Raw genomic sequence first — 18,593 nt, 5'->3', positions numbered from 1 at the left:
AAGCAGCATAGCTGTAACGTAGGATTCTAGCACAAAGAATCTCAAATATCAATCGACACAGAAGCGGGAACTGTTTCGTCAATCCGTTTGACAAAGCGGGAGCATCATTCCTATAATATGCTTATTATCTAGGAGGAATGCGATGAATTTTTTTGAGAAGCTTCAGAAGAAATACGGGCGCTATGCGGTGCATGGGCTCATGCGCTACTTCACCATGCTCTACGCCGCAGGCTTTGTGCTGAGCGTCACCAGACCGGCGCTCTACTACCAGTATCTTGCGCTGGATCCGGAGCGCATCCTGCACGGGGAGGTGTGGAGGCTCGTGAGCTTTCTCCTCTATCCGCCAAGCAGCAGTCTCGTATGGGGTCTGCTTCTGCTGCTCATGTACTACTCGCTCGGAAGCACACTGGAGAATATCTGGGGCTCCTTCCGCTTCAATATCTTCATGTTCGGAGGTGTTTTCTTCCATATCATAGCGGCCTTCGCAGACTATTTTATCACAGGACACACGGTATATCTCACGCCGGCGAACCTGAATCTCTCGATTTTTCTTGCCTTTGCGCTGACCTTTCCGGAGATGCAGTTCTACATCTATTTCGTGCTTCCGGTAAAGGCAAAATATCTGGCCGTCTTCTATATTGTTATGGCAGCGGGGGCTTTTCTGATGGGAGGCACGGCGGAGAAGCTGGAGATCGTGCTCTGCCTCATGAACCTGCTGCTCTTCTTTGCATGGTCGGGGACGCTGCGGCGCTTCTCCCCCGCAGAGATACGGAGAAAGGCGGAGTTTCGGCGGAAAATGTCGGGTGAGAGCGGCAGGAAGATCGTACCCGTGGATCGCGCGGCGGGAGCCGGGAAGGAGACGCGGCACCGCTGTGCAGTCTGTGGGCGGACGGAGCTCGATGCGCCGGAGCTGGAGTTCCGCTACTGCTCAAAGTGCAACGGAGATTACGAGTACTGCTCAGAGCACCTCTACACGCACAAGCACGTGGAGTGAGAACTTTGTGAGACGGGAGATTGCCGGAGCACTATGCGAACCGAAAGGAACACAGGCATCACTCAGAATCAGGACAGGCAGAAGGGTGTGATCCGGACATTGCTGCGTCCCATGACAGGAAGGAATACAGATGGAGAAGAGAGCATTTCTTACGCGGGAACAGGCGGAGCGCATCGCGGCACAGTATCCGACGCCCTGGCACATCTACGACGAGAGAGGCATCAGAGAAAATGCCATGCGGGTGCAGGAAGCCTTCGCTTGGAATCCAGGCTTTCGCGAGTATTTTGCAGTGAAGGCGACGCCAAATCCTTATCTCATGAATATACTGAAGGAGCACGGCTGCGGCGTGGACTGCTCCTCAGAGACGGAGCTCATGCTGAGCGAGGCCTGCGGCTTCCGGGGGCGGGATATCATGTTCTCTTCAAACGACACGCCGCCGGAGGAATTTGCCTGTGCAGACAGGCTCGGAGCCATCATTAACCTCGACGACTTTACGCATATTCGCTGCGTGGAGCAGGTGCTCGGGAGACTGCCGGAGACCATGAGCTGCCGCTACAATCCGGGCGGGATGTTTGAGCTCTCGAATGGCATTATGGACAATCCGGGCGATTCCAAGTATGGCATGACGCCGGAGCAGATCACGGAGGCATTCCGGCTCATGCAGCAGAAGGGCGTGAAGCATTTCGGTCTGCATGCTTTTCTTGCAAGCAATACAGTCACAACGGAGTACTACCCGAAGCTTGCCGGTATTTTATTCCGCGAGGCAGTGCGGCTTAAGCGGGAGACGGGTGCGGATATACGCTTTATCAATCTCTCCGGCGGAGTCGGGATACCCTATCGGCCGGAGCAGGAGCCGAATGATATCTTTGCGATTGCCGCGGGGGTTCGCAGGGTCTATGAGGAGCTGCTGGTTCCAGCCGGTATGGGAGATGTCGCCCTGTACACAGAGATGGGCCGTTTTATGATGGGACCCTATGGCGCGCTGGTCACGCGGGCCGTCCATGAAAAGCATATCTATAAGGAATATATCGGGACAGATGCCTGCGCCTGCAACCTGATGCGCCCGGCGATGTATGGAGCCTATCACCACATCACAGTGCTGGGAAAGGAGCATATGGCCTGCGATCACCGCTACGATATTGTCGGTTCACTCTGCGAGAACAATGACAAGTTCGCAGTAGATCGCATGCTGCCGGAGATTGAGCCGGGGGACTATCTCTATATTCATGATACCGGAGCACATGGCTTTTCTATGGGTTATAACTACAATGGGAAGCTGCGGAGCGCGGAGCTGCTTCTGAAGACAGACGGCTCTGTGCAGCAGATTCGCCGGGCGGAGACGCCGTCGGACTACTTTGCCACCCTGGATTTTCCGGGCCTTCCAATAAAATGAGCGCGCGCTGGGAGACGGAGTCTTCGTCCTGCCTGACAGACGGAGGGCAGCCGGAGCGGCGGGCTTCTGTCTTTGTGAGGAGAGGGTACCGTGCGGCACGGTCGGCAGCGGCAGGGCATTCGGAGAGCGGCGCTCCGCCGGGTGACGGCGAGATGGGACAATAGAATAGGACAGGGAAAGACCTCCGGGGGAGAACCGGAGGTCTTTTGTTCAGGGATGGGTTTCAAAAAGTTTTAAGGAGATCGTAAATCGCTTTATGTTTGTGACCTAAGTATAACAGCTGTCTGTAAGAAATGGGTGAATATTATTTGAATGAAGTCTTAGGAAAATCTTAGGAAAGCGACAGAAGCGGTGAGGCGCGTCTTCTGCTTCATCCCGGGCGACAGCTCTGTGAGAATAAAAGATATTGCTTCTTTTCAGCTGTCAGGGTATAATACGCCTGTTAATGTTAGCCTTGGCTAACTAAAATAAAAAGCTGAAAGGGGAAGGAGTATGTGGTGCGTTTCTACGGGAACATGCCGCAGGGGAAAGGATGAAAAGGAGACTGAGAAAGAGAATAGGAGCATTTGCACTGGCGCTGATGTGCTGTGCGGTCAGTACCCCTGTTCCTGCTTATGCGCAGACGGGCTGGCGCAGACAGAACGGCGCATGGAGCTTTTCTATGCCGGACGGAAATTCCGCCAGGGGATGGCTGAGGGATGGGAGCAGGTGGTATTATCTGGATCCCGCCAGCGGACGGATGCAGACAGGCTGGATCAAGCCGGGGGAGAAGTGGTTCTTTCTGAACCCCTCGGAGGGGACGCAGAACGGCGCGATGCTTACAGGCTGGCAGTGGATCGATGGCTACTGCTACTATTTCAGCGAAAAGGAAGGTGCTGAGCTCGGTGCGATGGCTGCCGCAACGAAGACTCCTGACGGGTACTCTGTGGATGCAGACGGGCGCTGGACAGATGAGAGCGGAAGACCGCAGTTTGTGCAGGGGAAGGGCTTTTGCTCCCGGCCCGTGAGTGCGGGGCATTCCGGCTCCTCGCGGAGCTCCCGGTCGGACAGACAGAAAGACAGAAAACCGGATGGGCCGCAGACTCCGGACGATAAGAAACCGGATGGGCCGCAGACTCCGGACGATAAGAAACCGGATGGGCCGCAGACTCCGGACGATAAGAAGCCTGTTCCGGAGCCGGAACAGCCGGGCAGTGAGCAGGATAAGGAGAAGCTGGCGGGCTTTGTCACAGTAAGCGACTACGAGGGCTCCAATATTCTCGCGATCAGAAAGACCGGAGGAGAAAACCTCGCGGCCATACAGGAGAAGGTATACCAGAGGCTCACGGATGATGCGCAGAGGGCAAAGGTATATTTCCTTGAGCTGGATGCACAGGTGCTCGTGGTGGATCTGAACAACGCACTGCTCGGCGACGGGGGAGCCGTCATTGACGGGGACAGCGCTGCACTGGGAGAGCTCATCGCCGCTGCGGGCAGTCAGATTTACTACGCGGATCAGAGCAGCGGAAATCTGCTGTGCGCCGCACCGGACAACAGACTGCCGAACTCCGGTGCGGACACGGAGCTGGTCCTCATCGCCGGAGAGCTCCGCATTCCTGAGAAGCTCAGCTCTAGGTATCTGCTCGGGCTCAGCGGGAATTCGTTTAATGGAAATCTTGTGGCGCTGGAATCCACGAAGGAGGTCGCCGGCATCAACTTTGTCTCGGACCACTCCGCCGCGGCGCAGGGAAGCAACGGTTCTATGCTGAGCATAAAGTCCGGCTCGAACGATTTCTCCCTGCTGGTCGACCACAACAGCTTCCGCTTTCAGAGCGACGATGCGGAGACACAGCTCTACAGGGCCATAGGCATATACTCCCTGGCGGGAGAGCTCCGCATCAGCAAAAACCGCTTCTCGGGGCGAAATATCAAGAACAGCGCAGGCTCACAGAATGCGCACGGCATGATAGACTGCCAGGCGCGCCTGAGCGGCTCCGCAAATAAGGACAAGTATTCCAGAATCACTGTGGAGGAAAATCTGTTTCAGGATGTGTACTCCACCGGAGTTATGCTATACACCTCCGAGAGGGAGGCTCTCAGCATTACGGGAAACAGCTTCCGGAATATCGGTGAGGACGCGGTGAAGGTGGATGCCGTTTCACTTGAGTATCCGCTGGAGCACAGTCTGATCCTGTCCGGAAATGAGATCAGAAACTATGGACTGAATGAAAACACCGGCTATACAGACGGAGGCTTCGGTCCTCTGGGCCCCGTAAACTCAGGAGAGTCCGGCATCACCATCAACTATTACGACGGCACGCAGAAGGGCTCAAAGGTCAATGGCAGCTGGCACTCCAGCACCGCGCAGCTGGTGAACAGACTGAAGGCGGACAATCACATTGCCACGAAGGAGGAGAACGACAGAAATCAGGGCGTGGTGGACTCCCAGCCGGTGATTATCGGGCAGAGGGATCGCTACATCGATACCGCACAGAAAATCAATCAGGCGGGAAGTCCGGCGATCAAAAATCACTCTGTTGTCATCGTAAAGGACGAGAATGGAGACGTCGTCTACGGACATGATGCGAGCGCGCCCACGGAGGAGATCACAGTGAAGGATCTCTACATCACGGGGCAGGCCTCCGGCATCGTGACCCTCCCGAGCACACTTGTGATTAAGGGAAATCTCAGGGTCGATCTGCCGAACGGCTTTGTGAAGCTGGAGGCAAAGGTCGGGGGCAGCACGGAGATCAATGCCTCCAGAGTGAAGAATTCCGCTCTGTTCACGCCGCTGGACACCTCGCCCATTCCGAGAGGAGCAGCCACGGGCGACTACGCGGTGCGGATCTCGGATATCAGAAATGATGACGGCGAAGTGCTGAACAATCCGGCGCTGGATCTCAGGGTGACGCTTGGGAAGCAGCCCTTGGGTCAGACGGACTACCACTATGCCGGCGGTGTGCTCTATGTTCATAAGGAAGTCATCAACCGGCTCAGCTCCAATCAGAAGCTCAGCATCCGCATCAGCTCTGCGGCGAATCATCTGAGCGAGCTGTCGAGTCAGCTGATACTGATAGAGATTTCCAATATGTCGGGAGCGCAGTTTGAATATTCCGGCAAGCGCTTTACACATATGAACGCGGAGGCGCCGATACAGGTCAAAGTCAGCGGTCTTAAGAACAATAAGGGAGAGCTTGTGGATGCATCCCGTACAAAGCTCGCAGGCAATGTGGATTTTCTGATCTCCGGACTGCCGCAGGACAAGCGCCTGCTCAGCGTGGACGATGCCACGGATACAGTGACTCTTTCCACAGAGCTGCTGAACTATCTCTATGCTACAAGGTATGAGAGCGTACCCGATCGGAATGCGAATTTCGGCATGCATCACAGCTATGAGCTCGTGATAAATGACGCTGAAAACCACATCTATGAAGCGAAGGATAGTGTGGAGTTCGAGGTGATCGACCGGAGCGGCGTTGATTTTGTGTTTGAGAAGGGGATGACCTTCACGCAGGGGAACGCCCCTGCGGGCGGGATCACCCTGAGTGTAAAGAATGTGACGGATTCCAGAGGAAACGGAGTACCGGCTTCGCGCACGCAGCTTAAGGACAGCGAGGGCCAGCTCAACATGACGGTCGAGCCCTTCCCCGTGCAGCGCGACGACAGCGAGGACTCCGAGCTCATCGTGCTGCGGGATCAGAACGGCAAGTACCTGAGAGAGGTGTTCAATCCGAAGTACCTCATCATCGACGATGAGAGAGATACCATTACCTTTACCAAGGAATATCTGGACAGGATAGAGCCCCGCAGGGACAGCTCCACCGAGAGAGGTATCAAGGCCTTTACCTTTACGTACTTTGATGCGAATGCGGGCGTGGATGTCAGAAGCCAGAAGATCGCCTTGCATGTGAAGCTGAAGGAGAAGGCGCTCAGCGACAGTGTCGAGCTCTCCTTCAGGGAGAACACTCTGCTGCTCGAGGGGGAGAAATTAAAATTCCATGAGAGCTTTGACACGAAGGGACTGATCGTCGCGGGTGTGCTGAAAAACATCATAAAGCACAATCCGAGGCAGCGGCTGCTGCTCCTGAGAGATGGAAAGCCGCTCCGGAGCTTTGACAGCGTAAAGGCGGGCGACAGGCTGAAGGTCATTGCGGAAAATGGCGTGAAGTCTGCGGAGTACACCCTTGATTTTGAGGCGGCGCAGAGCGATAAGCTGTACAGGAGCTTTGATGAGACTCTGATTGCAGAGCTCGGAAGCGGCTTCATCATCGTGAAGTCAGCCTCTCATCCCACGATAGAGCGGCTGCTGGCGGCGATCGTCCCGGAGGACGGCGTGACTGTGAAGGTGGTCGCGGGCAGCGGCAGCGATGAGTATGAGCCGGTGAAGGACAGCACGCTGAGAAGCGACATGACGCTGATACTCTCAAAGGATGCGAGGGAGCAGAGATACGGCATCCGCCTGCAGGACGGCGTGCAGTACCGGGCTCTGCTGATCGGCAATCAGAACTACGGAGAGCCCAAGATGAATCTCAAGGGGCCGGAGAATGATATCCGCATGATGAGTGCTCTTTTCAGGCAGGCTAGCTTTGGCGGGGAGAGATTCGCCGCAGTGAGGACGGAGAAGAACCTCAAGAAGCGGGAATTTCTGGAGAGCATTGCAAGGACCTTCGCAAACAGCACGGACGAGGACGTGTCTTATCTGTACTACAGCGGTCACGGCTACAATGTGAAGAGCAATCACAGCTCCTATATCTGCACAGTGGACAAGACACTGGGGAGCGGGAGCGAGGAGGAGGCCGCCGCAAGCTGGATCAGCGTCGACGAGCTGAAGGAAGCTCTGGACAAGGTGGCGGGCACCAAGGTGATCATACTGGACTGCTGCAACGCCGGAGGGTTTATCGGAAAGGAGTTTGTGGATTCCATGTCGGGTGCGACGCCGGGCAGGAGCATACAGAGCAGCTCTGAGGAATTCATCAATTCGGTGTCCGAGGTATTCGAGAGCGGCACGCGCGGTGCTGCGGGGATCGAGAGCAGCAACGGAACACGGAACTACCTCACTGACAATGACTACAAGGTGCTGGTGGCGAGCTCGGCCAATGAGTATAGCTACGAAAGCAAGAAGACAGCTGCCGGAAAGTTCACGCTGGAGTTTGTGAGAGGCGCGGGTTACGAAAACGGGCAGCGACCTGCGGATGAGGATCATGACGGAAAGATAAGCCTTGGCGAGATGTACAGCTATCTCATGGACAATGTGGAGAGTACCTCTCACATTCAGGTATTCCCGCAGAACGACGATTTTACGCTCCTTGCCGAGGTGGATGAGAAGGAGCTGAATTCCTCCACGCTGATCAGGATCAGAAACAGCGCCTACATCTTTGAGGGGCGCATAACGCCGGAGGGAGAGCAGCTGGGCACGATCAGGAGCGGTCTCGTAAAGATCGACACGAGGATGACAGCCGCTCAGTTCATGGAGCATATTGAGAAATCCCATACCGGGCAGGCGCTCACGCTGGAGGGCGCAAATGGAACGGCCTATGCGAACGAGGAGCCGCTGCGAAAGCTCGATACCTACCTGAGGGTGGTCGCGGAGAACGGAAAGCGCTCCCGCTATCCTGTCGTGGTGGAGCAGCACATCGAGAACAGCGCGGACAGCAGCGTAGTGATCGAGGGCAACAGTAAGATCCGGGTCACCGCGGACGAGGAGAAGGGCATCTATGCGATCACTCTGGATCAGCCCATGAAGATGGATGTATTTATGAAGACTGTGCGAAATATCAACAGGAAGGGCGGACAGAACTTCAAGCTTCTGGACAGCAGCGGCGTCGTGAAGCAATATGCCGCGGATGTCATGGTGGAGCATCTGGACCAGCTGCTCGTCACCTCGAAGAACGGCAGCAGGAAGCAGCGCTATACCATCACCGTGCTCTCAGGCGGAGGGGAGACGATAGAGTCCGAGTACACGCTGAGAGACGGCGTGCTTTCAAGCGGCAGCAGAAAACTGAGCACTGAGACGACGGTGAAGGAGCTGAAGGACTGGCTCGCACAGAACCATATCGATCTCTCGGATCCGATGAGCGGCGTGTACAGAAAGGGCACCAATCCTCCCTTCGGCAGGGCCAAGGCGGAGAGAGAGCTGCTGGAGGAGGGCGACAGATTTATCGTGAGAGACTTCTTCGGCAAAAATAAGATATACACAATAGAGCTTGAGGCGGAGGAGCCGCCGAAGCCGGAGAATAAGCTTGCAGAGCTGACGCCTGATTTTGGCGACGCGCTCAGTGTGGAGAACGGAAGAATCAGGAGCGGAGAGCTGAAGCTGAACACGAATACGAAGCTCAGTGAGATTATGGCGGCGTGGAAGAACAGAACAGACTTTGACGGAGTCATCGACGAGGAGAAGACCGGAATTTATTCAGGCAGCACCGTGGTGATCTCCGGGGTACCCAATAAGCCGAAGAAATCTGAGAAGGAGAGTCTGGGCTACGGCTATAAGCTCATCCTGATCCCCGCGGACAAGACCCAGCTGCATGTGAGCTACGAGCTTGAGCCGGAGGATGAGGGCGGCGGCTCTGGGCCCATCGTCATTCCGCCTGTTATCGTTGAGCCGGATGGCAGGTCTGTGCCCGGGCTGCACGCACAGGAAGATGGTCTCGATGCACCGCTGATTCCCGATGATGCAGACGAGGAGGACAAAAAGGAGGAGCACGCGGGAAACAAGGAGTCAAAGGCTGATCCTGAGGAGAAGATAAGCTCAGAAGAGAGTGCAGAAGCAGAGACGAAGGAGAAGCCTGAGACAAAGGCTAAGACTGATCGGGAGGATCTGCGCGAAACGGAAGCCGTGTCCGCAACAGAAGCGCAGGACGAAGCCGAAGGGGAAGACGACGAAGCGCCGGAGCCCGGAGCTGCCTTACAGAGCCTCTCCGGAGAAAGCGTGCAGACGGATAAGACTGCGGAGTAGTCTGCCGGCGGTTCACTGATAAAAGCGATGAGAATAAAGAAAACAACACTGTGATTTACGAAAGTCCTCCGGCGCTGCGAGAGCATATGACACGCAGCGCCGGGGGACTTGCAAGTTCAGTCCTGCTGTGCTACGGTACAGATATTCCTGTGAGCGCACAGCCGTGACCTGTGCGGCCCAGAGCTCCTTTTTCCAGTCATTGGAACGACCGCTGCTGCGGCGCATATCTGTGACGATTCCGGAGGCGGTGCGTTATCTCCGGAGCTTGCAGTATCCCGCTTGACAGCTGCGGCTGCTGCTAGTATGATAGCTTATGAAAACGAACATATGTTCACATGGAGGAAGCATGGACAGAGAAGCAAAGATGAAGGCGCTGGATGCAGCCCTGATACAGATAGAGAAGGCATATGGAAAGGGAGCGGTCATGAAGCTCGGCGATCCGGCCAATACCATGAATGTGGAGACGGTTCCGACCGGTTCTTTGAGTCTTGACCTCGCATTGGGGCTCGGCGGTGTGCCGAAGGGCAGAGTAGTGGAAATTTACGGGCCGGAGTCCTCCGGTAAGACGACAGTAGCCCTGCACATGGTCGCGGAGGTGCAGAAGCGCGGCGGGATCGCCGGCTTTATTGATGCAGAGCACGCGCTGGATCCGGTCTATGCGAGAAATATAGGGGTTGATATTGACAATCTCTACATCTCTCAGCCGGACAACGGAGAGCAGGCCATGGAGATCGCAGAGACCATGGTGCGGAGCGGAGCAGTCGATATTGTCATCGTCGATTCGGTCGCGGCGCTGGTGCCGAAGGCGGAGATTGAGGGAGATATGGGAGATTCCCACGTCGGCCTGCAGGCGAGGCTCATGAGCCAGGCACTGCGAAAGCTCACCGGCATTATCAGCAGATCGAACTGCACTGTGATCTTTATCAATCAGCTGAGAGAGAAGATCGGTGTGATGTTCGGCAATCCGGAGACGACGACCGGAGGCCGCGCGCTGAAATTTTATGCCTCTGTTCGTCTGGATGTTCGCAGAATTGATGCGCTGAAGCAGAACGGAGAGGTGGTCGGGAACCGCGTCCGTGTCAAGGTCGTGAAGAATAAGATCGCGCCGCCGTTTAAGGAGGCTGAATTCGACATCATGTTCGGGAAGGGGATCTCCCGCGAGGGAGATATTCTGGATCTGGCCGTGAAGGACGATATTGTCGAGAAGAGCGGCGCCTGGTATGCCTATCAGGGGACGAAGATCGGCCAGGGAAGAGAGAATGCGAAGATCTGGCTCAGTCAGAATCCGGAGATGTGTGCGGAGATTGAGACAAAGGTACGGGAGGCTCACGGTCTCACCTCAGCGTCAGATACCGCAGCGGGGACAGAGAGTGCGGCTCCCGCAGAGCAGTGACGGTAACAGAGCTGCTTCCCCTCGGAAAGCGCAGAAGCAAAGTCCTCACAGATGAGGACTTTGTTTTTGCTCTGTACAATACAGAGCTGAACAGACTGCATATCGCGGAGGGTACGGAACTCAGTGAGGCGCTGCTTAAGGAAGAGCTGCTGCCGCTTCTCAGGAAGCGCGCCATGGAGCGGCTCTTGTTTCTTCTGAAGGGAAGAGATTACACAGAGTATGCGCTGCGCAGAAAACTGCGGGAGAGCGGGATACCGGAGTGCTGTGCAGAGGAGGCCATCCTCTGGGCAAAGGAACGGCACTATGTAGATGACAGACGCTATGCGGAGCACTATATCAGCTGCCAGTCGGGACAGAAGGGGAAGCGAAGAATACGCGCGGAGCTCCTCATGCGGGGGGTGGACAGCGCGCTCGCAGATGAGCTGCTGGAGCAAAGTCCGGCTGATGAGAAGGAGCAGATTATTGCGGAGCTCAGAAGATGTCATTTTGATCCGGAATCAGAGAATCCAGATCAGAAGAGGCGGCTCGTAGCCCGGCTGATGAGAAGGGGCTATAGCTGGGGGGAGATTGAGCTTGCACTGCGCAGCATGATTTGATAAAATAGCACTATTGCAGCGTTTTGCGAGTTTTGCGGCGTCACAGGGGGGCAGAAACCTCAGACTGATGCGATAAGATATAAAAAAGGCAAGTGTTATCTCTTTCCTGCGCTTAGATTGACAGGTATCTGCACTGTCCGCAGGCACGCAGTGCGGCATAGTATGAGAACAGAATAATGTACCATGAAAATTGAATAAGGAGGTGCTCTGTGTCACAAATCATCATTGCAGTTATAGTTACGGCGGTGATTGTGGCTTTTGTGAGCTGGAACCTTGCGATCGCACATCGAAAGAAGACGTACGAGAGCAAGATTGGCAGTGCGGAGGTAAAATCCCGCGAAATCATAGAAGAAGCCCTGAAAACCGCAGAAACAAAAAAACGCGAAGCGCTCCTCGAGGCGAAGGAAGAGTCCTTGCGGACAAAGAATGAGCTTGAGAGAGAGACCAAGGAAAGAAGAGCGGAGTTACAGCGCTACGAAAATCGCGTTTTAAACAAGGAAGAAAATCTTGACCGGAAGCAGGCATCCATTGAGAAGAAGGAGAGTGCACTGGCGGTGCGCGAAGAGAAGATCAATGAGCGCAGCCAGGAGGTGGATTCTCTCTATGACAAGGGGATTGCCGAGCTGGAGCGCATCTCCGGACTCAGCACGGAGCAGGCGAAGGAGTTCCTTCTCCAGTCCGTGGAAGAGGATGTAAAGCATGATACCGCGAAGCTGATCAAGGATCTTGAGACAGCAGCAAAGGAAGAGGCAGATAAAAAGGCGAAGGAATTTGTCGTCGGTGCGATACAGCGCTGTGCTGCCGACAGCGTTGCCGAGTCTACGGTTTCAGTCGTACAGCTTCCGAATGATGAGATGAAGGGCCGTATCATCGGCCGTGAGGGCAGAAATATCCGGGCGCTGGAGCAGCTGACCGGAGTGGAGCTGATTGTTGATGATACGCCGGAGGCAGTGGTGCTCTCAGGCTTTGATCCGGTGCGCAGAGAGGTTGCAAAGGTTGCGCTGGAGAAGCTCATCACGGACGGCCGCATTCATCCCGCAAGAATCGAGGAGATGGTTGAGAAGGCGCAGCGCGAGGTGGAAAACACCATGCGCGAGGCCGGAGAGGCGGCGGTTCTTGAGGTGGGAGTCAACGGCATTCATCCGGAGCTTGTGAAGCTCCTGGGCCGCATGAAGTTCCGCACAAGCTATGGCCAGAATGCCCTGAAGCATTCCATCGAGGTTGCGGAGCTGTCCGGACATCTCGCGGCAGAGGTCGGGGTCGATGTCCGCATGGCGAAGCGTGCGGGGCTCCTGCACGATATCGGAAAGGCCGTGGATCATGAGATCGAGGGTTCTCATGTGCAGCTCGGTGTAGAGCTCTGCCGGAAGTACAGGGAATCTGCGATTGTCATCAATACCGTGGAGTCCCATCACGGAGATGTGGAGCCGGAGAGTCTCATCGCCTGTATTGTTCAGGCGGCGGATACCATATCTGCGGCACGTCCGGGTGCGCGAAGGGAGACCATCGAGACCTACACAAATCGCCTGTCCCAGCTTGAGGAGATCACAAATTCCTTCAATGGTGTAGAGAAGTCCTTTGCTGTGCAGGCAGGTCGTGAGGTGAGAATTATGGTAGTACCGGAGAAGGTAAATGACGATGATATGGTCATACTTGCACACAATGTTGCGAAGCGCATTGAGCAGGAGATGCAGTATCCGGGTCAGATCAAGGTCAATGTCATCCGGGAGTCCCGCGTTCAGGATGTAGCAAAGTAAGAACGGAATACAGTAAAAGCCTTACAATTTTTATTTTGGAAAATTGTAAGGCTTTTTTTCTTGACGAAAAATCAGCTGCCTTATACAGTATAGTAGAATGAAACAGTGTAGTTAAAAAGAATGTGCGTTAATAAACATATCATTGGATTTCTGTTGACATTATCCGCATCAATATAAAATGTCTTGTGAAGTTCTGGTTTTGCAGAAAGGGGATGCTATGCGTCATATAAGCAATAGAAGATCATGGTTTATGAAGGCCTGTGTCACGGCGCTTCTGTTTACTGCGTTTTCGGCCCTTGTGGCCTACGGCTATGAGAAGAATGATAAGCCGATACGCTCGATTTCGCTGACGGTTTCGGGACTGATCAAGGTAGAGGAGAAGTTTGGAGAGGAGGAGCTCGAGGTACACACCGCGGGCAATAAATACTCCTTTGATCACTATGAGGTGCAGAATGCAGGCTTTCGCTGGTCCATAGAGGATACTCCGGAGCTGGATATATACCTCACGGCTTCGGATGGCTATTACTTCCGCATCACCAAGGCGAGCCAGATCCGCCTGAATGGCGCCAGCTACAAGAGCGCACGCCGTGAGGACGGCGCGTATACGCTGGTGGTTCGGGTGACGCTGCCCTCTCTTGAGACGCAGGTCGGCACGGTGGAGGAGGCTGTCATGGAAGGCGGCCGCTGCCGCTGGTCCGAGGCGATCGGTGCGGGGAGCTATGAGCTGAAGTTTATGCGGAACGGTACGACGCTCGGAGCCAACCAGATCATCAACGGGACCAGCTATGACGGCAGCGAGTTTATGACGCGCGGGGCGAGCTATCACTTCAAGGTGCGCGCAATCAATGCGAAGGATCCTTCCATCAAGGGCCACTGGACCGATTCGAATCAGGTCAGTATCACAGAGGCGCAGGCAAGGGAGCAGAAGGAGCGGAACGCGGAGCTGCAGAGTGCGGGAGAGTGGATAGAGGAGGACGGTCGCTGGTGGTTCCGGCTGCCGGATCAGAGCTGTGTGAGGAGCGCATGGAGGCTGATCAACGGCGAGTGGTATCTCTTTGATGAGAACGGCTGGATGCGCACGGGCTGGTATCTGGACGGAGACAAGTGGTACTATCTGGATCCGGAGAGCGGCGTGATGTGGAAAAACGCGACGACAGAGGACGGCTATCATCTGGGCATAGATGGTGTGCTGCAGCAGAATTGAGGAGAGTGGGGAGCTGAGAGTTTCAGCTCCCCTTGTTGTTTTCCGGGAATTTTTTCGGCTTTTATCAGCAGAGCGCTTTCGCAGGGAAGTGACGGAGGGGTGGTAGTGAATGTGGAGGTCTTTTTTTTGCAGAGATACATCTGTGCGGGGAAGGCGGACTCTTTTGCCGCCGGAAGGTTGAAAAAAGAGGGGCATTGATTTATGATGTTTGTCAAACGTTGCTTCCGGAGGAAGGGACGGAGAGATGCAGGCGAGGAGACGAAGCGATGGCAAAACTGAATGGCGCCGAGATTGTAGTGGAATGTCTGAAGGAGCAGGGCGTTGATACCGTGTTCGGTTATCCGGGAGATGCGATTCTGAATATTTACGATGCGCTGTACAGGCATCAGGGCGAGATACGCCATGTTCTGACCAGTCAGGTGAAGAGCGCGGCGCACGCGGCAGACGGCTATGCGCGCGCCACGGGAAGAGTCGGGGTCTGTCTTGCGGCGAGTGGACCGGGGGCAGCGGATATGGTGTCCGGCATTGCGACAGCATACATGGATTCCTCTCCGGTTGTGGCGATCAGCTGTAATGTGAGCCAGCCCATACTGGGAAAGGATTCCTTTCAGGAACTCGATATCGCCGGCATCAGTATGCCGGTCACAAAATATAATTTTATCGTCAGAGAGGTGGAAATACTTGCGCCGGTGATGCGCCGGGCCTTTCAGATTGCAAAAAGCGGACGTCCGGGCCCGGTGCTGATTGACATGACGAAGGATGTCACGGAAGCTCTGACAGAATATGTCACGGAGACGCCTGCTCCGGTCAAAGCATTTACTGAGAGAATCAGTGACGAGGATCTGGACGCAGCCATCTCCATGATACACAGCTCCGAGAAGCCCTGCATCATTGCGGGAGGCGGTGTGATTCAGGCGGGAGCAGCCGAGGATCTTGGCATCTTTGCGCATAAGCTGCAGGCTCCGGTCTGCTGTACCCTGATGGGACAGGGGGCGATCAGCCAGAAGGATGAGCTCTACGTCGGAATGGTGGGAATGCATGGAACCAAGGCGGCGAATCTCTGTGTCTCAGAGTGCGATCTTCTGATTGCGGTCGGAGTGCGTTTTTCCGAGAGAGTCACGGGAAAGACAGAAAAATTTGCGCCGGAGGCAAAGATACTGCATATCGATGTGGATGAGGCGGAGATCAATAAAAATGTCCGCGCAGATGCCGGCATCGCCGGAGATGCGCGGGTGGTGCTGCGCAGGCTGAATGTGCGGCTGAATCCGCAGAATCATGAGGAGTGGTTCGCGCATGCAGAGCGCCTCACGGATATGTATCCCATGAGCTATGACAAAGGTCGGCTGAGCGGTCCGGAAATTATAGAAATTCTGGATCGGGAGAGTCCGGAGGATACGATCATCGTCACGGAATCCGGACAGCATCAGATGTGGGCGGCACAATATTACCGTTTTACAGAGGCGAGAAGCTTTCTGTCGCCGGGTGGTCTCGGGACCATGGGCTTCGGGCTGGGAGCTGCTATTGGTGCGCAGATTGCAAAGCCGGATCACGTCGTTGTCAATGTTGCGGGTGATGCCTGTTTCCGCATGAATATGGGGGAGCTCGCTACGGTGAGCCGCGAGGGGCTGCCGCTGGTCGAGCTCATCATCAATAACCGGGGACTGGGGATGCTCCGTCAGTGGCAGAACTTCTTTTATGGGAAGCGCTACTCGGAGACAGAGCTGAATGATCAGCCGGATTACTGCCGGATTGCTGAGGCTATGGGGATAGCGGCCTGTCGCGTCACAACAGCGGAGGAACTGGAGACCGCGCTGCGGGAGGCCTTTTCCAGGCGTAAGCCACTGCTGATTGAGGCATGGATCGATCCAGAGGACAGAGTGTTTCCGATGTGCCCGCCGGGACGTGCGCTAGAGGAGAGCTTTGACGCGTCCGATCTCAGGCTGTAGGGCAAAGGCGTAAAGTAGAGACGTGCAGTTCGGATCACATCACAGAAGCTTACACTATATGAGGGGGCTATCATTATGGCAAGAGTGTATAATTTCAGCGCAGGACCGGCAGTGCTGCCGGAGGAGGTTCTGAGAGAGGCTGCGGAGGAAATGCTCGACTATCGCGGCACGGGGATGTCCGTGATGGAGATGAGTCATCGCTCCAAAATGTATGAAGACATCATGAACGAGGCGGAGCGGGACTTGAGGGAGCTCATGAACATTCCGGACAACTATAAGGTGCTCTTCATTCAGGGCGGCGGTCATGTTCAGTTTGCCATGGTTCCGATGAATCTCATGAAGAATAAGAAGGCCGATTACGTCATCACCGGGCAATGGGCAAAGAAGGCCTGGAAGGAGGCACAGCTCTACGGAGACGCCCGAGCGATTGCTTCCAGCGAGGATGAGGTATACAGTTATATTCCGGACTGCTCGAATCTGCCGGTGGATCCGGCAGCGGATTATGTATACATCTGCATGAACAACACAATTTACGGAACAGTCTATCACGCGCTTCCGGATACGAAGGGGAAGACGCTGGTGGCGGATATCTCCTCCTGTTTTCTCTCTGAGCCGATTGATGTGAGCAGGTTCGGGATTCTCTGGGGCGGCGTACAGAAGAATGTAGGCCCGGCGGGCGTGGCGATCGCAATCGTGCGGGAGGATCTGATCGGAGACTGCCTTCCGGGCACTCCGACCATGCTGCGCTACAGCACCTACGCGGAGCATCATTCCATGTATAACACGCCGCCCTGCTACACGATCTATATCTGCGGCAAGGTCTTCAAGTGGCTGAAGCGCATGGGCGGGCTTGAGGTGATGAGGCAGAGAAACGAGGAGAAGGCAAAGATACTCTATGATTTTCTGGATCAGAGCAGGCTCTTCCGAAATCCGGTCCGGAAGGAGGACCGATCCCTCATGAACGTCACCTTTGTGACGGGAGACAAGGAGCTGGATGCGCGCTTTGTCGCGGAGGCGAAGGAAGCAGGTTTTGAAAATCTCAAGGGGCACCGCACAGTCGGTGGTATGAGAGCCAGCATCTATAATGCCATGCCGAGAGAGGGTGTGGAGAAGCTGGTTGCTTTCATGAGAGAATTTGAGGCGAAGGAGAGGACAAACTGATGCACAGGATCAAATGCCTGAATGCTATTTCAAAGGTAGGAACGGACAGCTTTTTAAAGAACTATGCACTGACAGAGGATATGGAAGAGGCAGAGGGCATACTGGTGCGCTCCGCCGATATGAAGGAGACCGCGCTGCCGGAGACTGTCCTTGCGGTTGCGAGAGCCGGGGCGGGCGTCAACAATATCCCGCTGGAGCGCTTTGCGGAGGAAGGCGTCGTCGTGTTCAACACACCGGGCGCAAACGCAAACAGCGTGAAAGAGCTGGTGCTCTGTGCTATGATGGTGGCATCGAGGAATGTCATTGCAGCTGCGGAGTGGGTGCGCTCCATCCGGGACAGCGAGAACATAGAGAAGGATGTGGAGAAGGGCAAGAAGGCCTTCGTCGGCTCGGAGATCAAGGGCAAGAAGCTCGGCGTCATAGGACTCGGAGCCATCGGCGCGGAGGTCGCGAACGCGGCAAATGAGCTTGGCATGACTGTGTATGGCTATGATCCCTATCTCTCGGTGAACGGTGCATGGATGCTCTCGAGGGAGATACGCCACGCGACCAGCCTCTCGGAGCTCTGTGCGGTCTGTGACTATATCACGATTCATGTGCCGCTGACGGATAAAAATCCCGGCATGATTGGTGCAAAGGAGATCGCGGAGATGAAGGAGGGCGTTGTCTTCCTGAACTTTTCGAGAGATAAGCTGGTGGATGAGACGGCGATGGCGGAGGCGCTTCAGAGCGGTCACGTGCGGGCCTATTTCTCTGACTTTGCAAATGCACTCTCGGTGAAGATGAAGAATGCCATCATCACTCCGCATCTTGGTGCCTCTACGGAGGAGGCAGAGGACAACTGTGCAGTGATGGCCGTGAAGGAGCTCATGGACTACATCGACAACGGCAATATCCGCAATTCGGTGAATTATCCGAACTGCGACATGGGAGTGTGCCAGAGTGATCTGCGCATTGCTCTGCTGCACAGAAATATCCCAAACATGATCGGTCAGATTACCGGTGTGCTGGCGAGAAGAAATATCAACATCGCAAATATGACAAATAAGAGCCGGGATCGCTTTGCATATACGCTTCTGGATCTCGAGGGGCAGCTCGACGAGGGCTGCCTAAAGGAGCTGAAGGCAATTGATGGAATGATACGCTTCCGCACAGTGACGGGAGCATGAGTGCGGGCGGCTCTGCCGCGCGTCAGAGTGAAGCATACAGACAGGC

11 protein-coding genes are annotated in these 18,593 nt (G+C 55.2%); all 11 read left to right on the top strand.

What is annotated here, in order from left to right:
• The first annotated feature begins 142 nt into the window (after nt 1–142).
• The 11 genes from J2S20_RS03805 (at nt 143) to J2S20_RS03755 (ending at nt 18,547) form a co-directional block, all read left to right on the top strand.
• Nucleotides 143–994 carry a hypothetical protein gene (locus J2S20_RS03805; RefSeq protein ID WP_307253341.1) on the top strand — a complete coding sequence of 284 codons (852 nt, stop codon included), beginning with the start codon at nt 143–145 and terminating at the stop codon, nt 992–994.
• A gap of 130 nt (nt 995–1,124) precedes the next feature.
• The gene (locus J2S20_RS03800) at nt 1,125–2,387 is read left to right on the top strand and encodes a diaminopimelate decarboxylase (protein ID WP_307253339.1); all 1,263 of its coding nucleotides are present in this window, start codon (nt 1,125–1,127) and stop codon (nt 2,385–2,387) included.
• A gap of 532 nt (nt 2,388–2,919) precedes the next feature.
• The gene (locus J2S20_RS03795) at nt 2,920–9,321 is read left to right on the top strand and encodes a caspase family protein (protein ID WP_307253337.1); all 6,402 of its coding nucleotides are present in this window, start codon (nt 2,920–2,922) and stop codon (nt 9,319–9,321) included.
• Nucleotides 9,322–9,448: 127 nt separating this feature from the next.
• Nucleotides 9,449–9,604: a hypothetical protein gene (locus tag J2S20_RS03790; RefSeq protein WP_307253335.1), complete on the top strand. Its 156-nt coding sequence runs from the start codon at nt 9,449–9,451 to the stop codon at nt 9,602–9,604.
• A 63-nt stretch (nt 9,605–9,667) separates the two neighbouring features.
• On the top strand, nt 9,668–10,714 hold the full coding sequence (recA, locus tag J2S20_RS03785; RefSeq protein WP_307253332.1) for a recombinase RecA: 1,047 nt from the start codon (nt 9,668–9,670) through the stop codon (nt 10,712–10,714).
• On the top strand, nt 10,711–11,310 hold the full coding sequence (locus J2S20_RS03780) for a regulatory protein RecX (protein WP_307253331.1): 600 nt from the start codon (nt 10,711–10,713) through the stop codon (nt 11,308–11,310). Before recA ends, J2S20_RS03780 begins: the two co-directional genes overlap by 4 nt.
• Nucleotides 11,311–11,543: 233 nt before the next feature.
• Nucleotides 11,544–13,067 carry a ribonuclease Y gene (gene rny, locus J2S20_RS03775; RefSeq protein WP_416388992.1) on the top strand — a complete coding sequence of 508 codons (1,524 nt, stop codon included), beginning with the start codon at nt 11,544–11,546 and terminating at the stop codon, nt 13,065–13,067.
• 217 nt (nt 13,068–13,284) lie between these two features.
• Nucleotides 13,285–14,271, top strand: a complete 987-nt coding sequence (locus J2S20_RS03770) for a hypothetical protein (RefSeq protein ID WP_307253325.1) — start codon at nt 13,285–13,287, stop codon at nt 14,269–14,271.
• Between the two features lie 266 nt (nt 14,272–14,537).
• Entirely contained in the window at nt 14,538–16,217 is a 1,680-nt protein-coding gene (ilvB, locus tag J2S20_RS03765; protein ID WP_307253323.1) for a biosynthetic-type acetolactate synthase large subunit, read from the top strand.
• Nucleotides 16,218–16,292: 75 nt separating this feature from the next.
• Nucleotides 16,293–17,378 carry a 3-phosphoserine/phosphohydroxythreonine transaminase gene (gene serC, locus J2S20_RS03760; RefSeq protein WP_307253320.1) on the top strand — a complete coding sequence of 362 codons (1,086 nt, stop codon included), beginning with the start codon at nt 16,293–16,295 and terminating at the stop codon, nt 17,376–17,378.
• The gene (locus J2S20_RS03755) at nt 17,378–18,547 is read left to right on the top strand and encodes a phosphoglycerate dehydrogenase (RefSeq protein ID WP_307253318.1); all 1,170 of its coding nucleotides are present in this window, start codon (nt 17,378–17,380) and stop codon (nt 18,545–18,547) included. The genes serC and J2S20_RS03755 overlap by 1 nt, the downstream gene beginning before the upstream one ends.
• The last annotated feature ends 46 nt before the right edge of the window (nt 18,548–18,593 follow it).

Source organism: Moryella indoligenes (genome assembly GCF_030812885.1).
In the GTDB taxonomy this organism is placed as follows: domain Bacteria; phylum Bacillota; class Clostridia; order Lachnospirales; family Lachnospiraceae; genus Moryella; species Moryella indoligenes.
This window is presented reverse-complemented; position numbering and strand designations above follow the sequence as displayed.

What these genes read in the sequence shown, in the direction of transcription:
- J2S20_RS03795 (WP_307253337.1), top strand. Translation starts at nt 2,920, where the DNA reads ATGAAAAGGAGACTGAGAAAGAGAATAGGAGCATTTGCACTGGCGCTG.
- ilvB (WP_307253323.1), top strand. Translation starts at nt 14,538, where the DNA reads ATGGCAAAACTGAATGGCGCCGAGATTGTAGTGGAATGTCTGAAGGAG.
- J2S20_RS03805 (WP_307253341.1), top strand. Translation starts at nt 143, where the DNA reads ATGAATTTTTTTGAGAAGCTTCAGAAGAAATACGGGCGCTATGCGGTG.
- J2S20_RS03755 (WP_307253318.1), top strand. Translation starts at nt 17,378, where the DNA reads ATGCACAGGATCAAATGCCTGAATGCTATTTCAAAGGTAGGAACGGAC.
- J2S20_RS03800 (WP_307253339.1), top strand. Translation starts at nt 1,125, where the DNA reads ATGGAGAAGAGAGCATTTCTTACGCGGGAACAGGCGGAGCGCATCGCG.
- serC (WP_307253320.1), top strand. Translation starts at nt 16,293, where the DNA reads ATGGCAAGAGTGTATAATTTCAGCGCAGGACCGGCAGTGCTGCCGGAG.
- recA (WP_307253332.1), top strand. Translation starts at nt 9,668, where the DNA reads ATGGACAGAGAAGCAAAGATGAAGGCGCTGGATGCAGCCCTGATACAG.
- J2S20_RS03770 (WP_307253325.1), top strand. Translation starts at nt 13,285, where the DNA reads ATGCGTCATATAAGCAATAGAAGATCATGGTTTATGAAGGCCTGTGTC.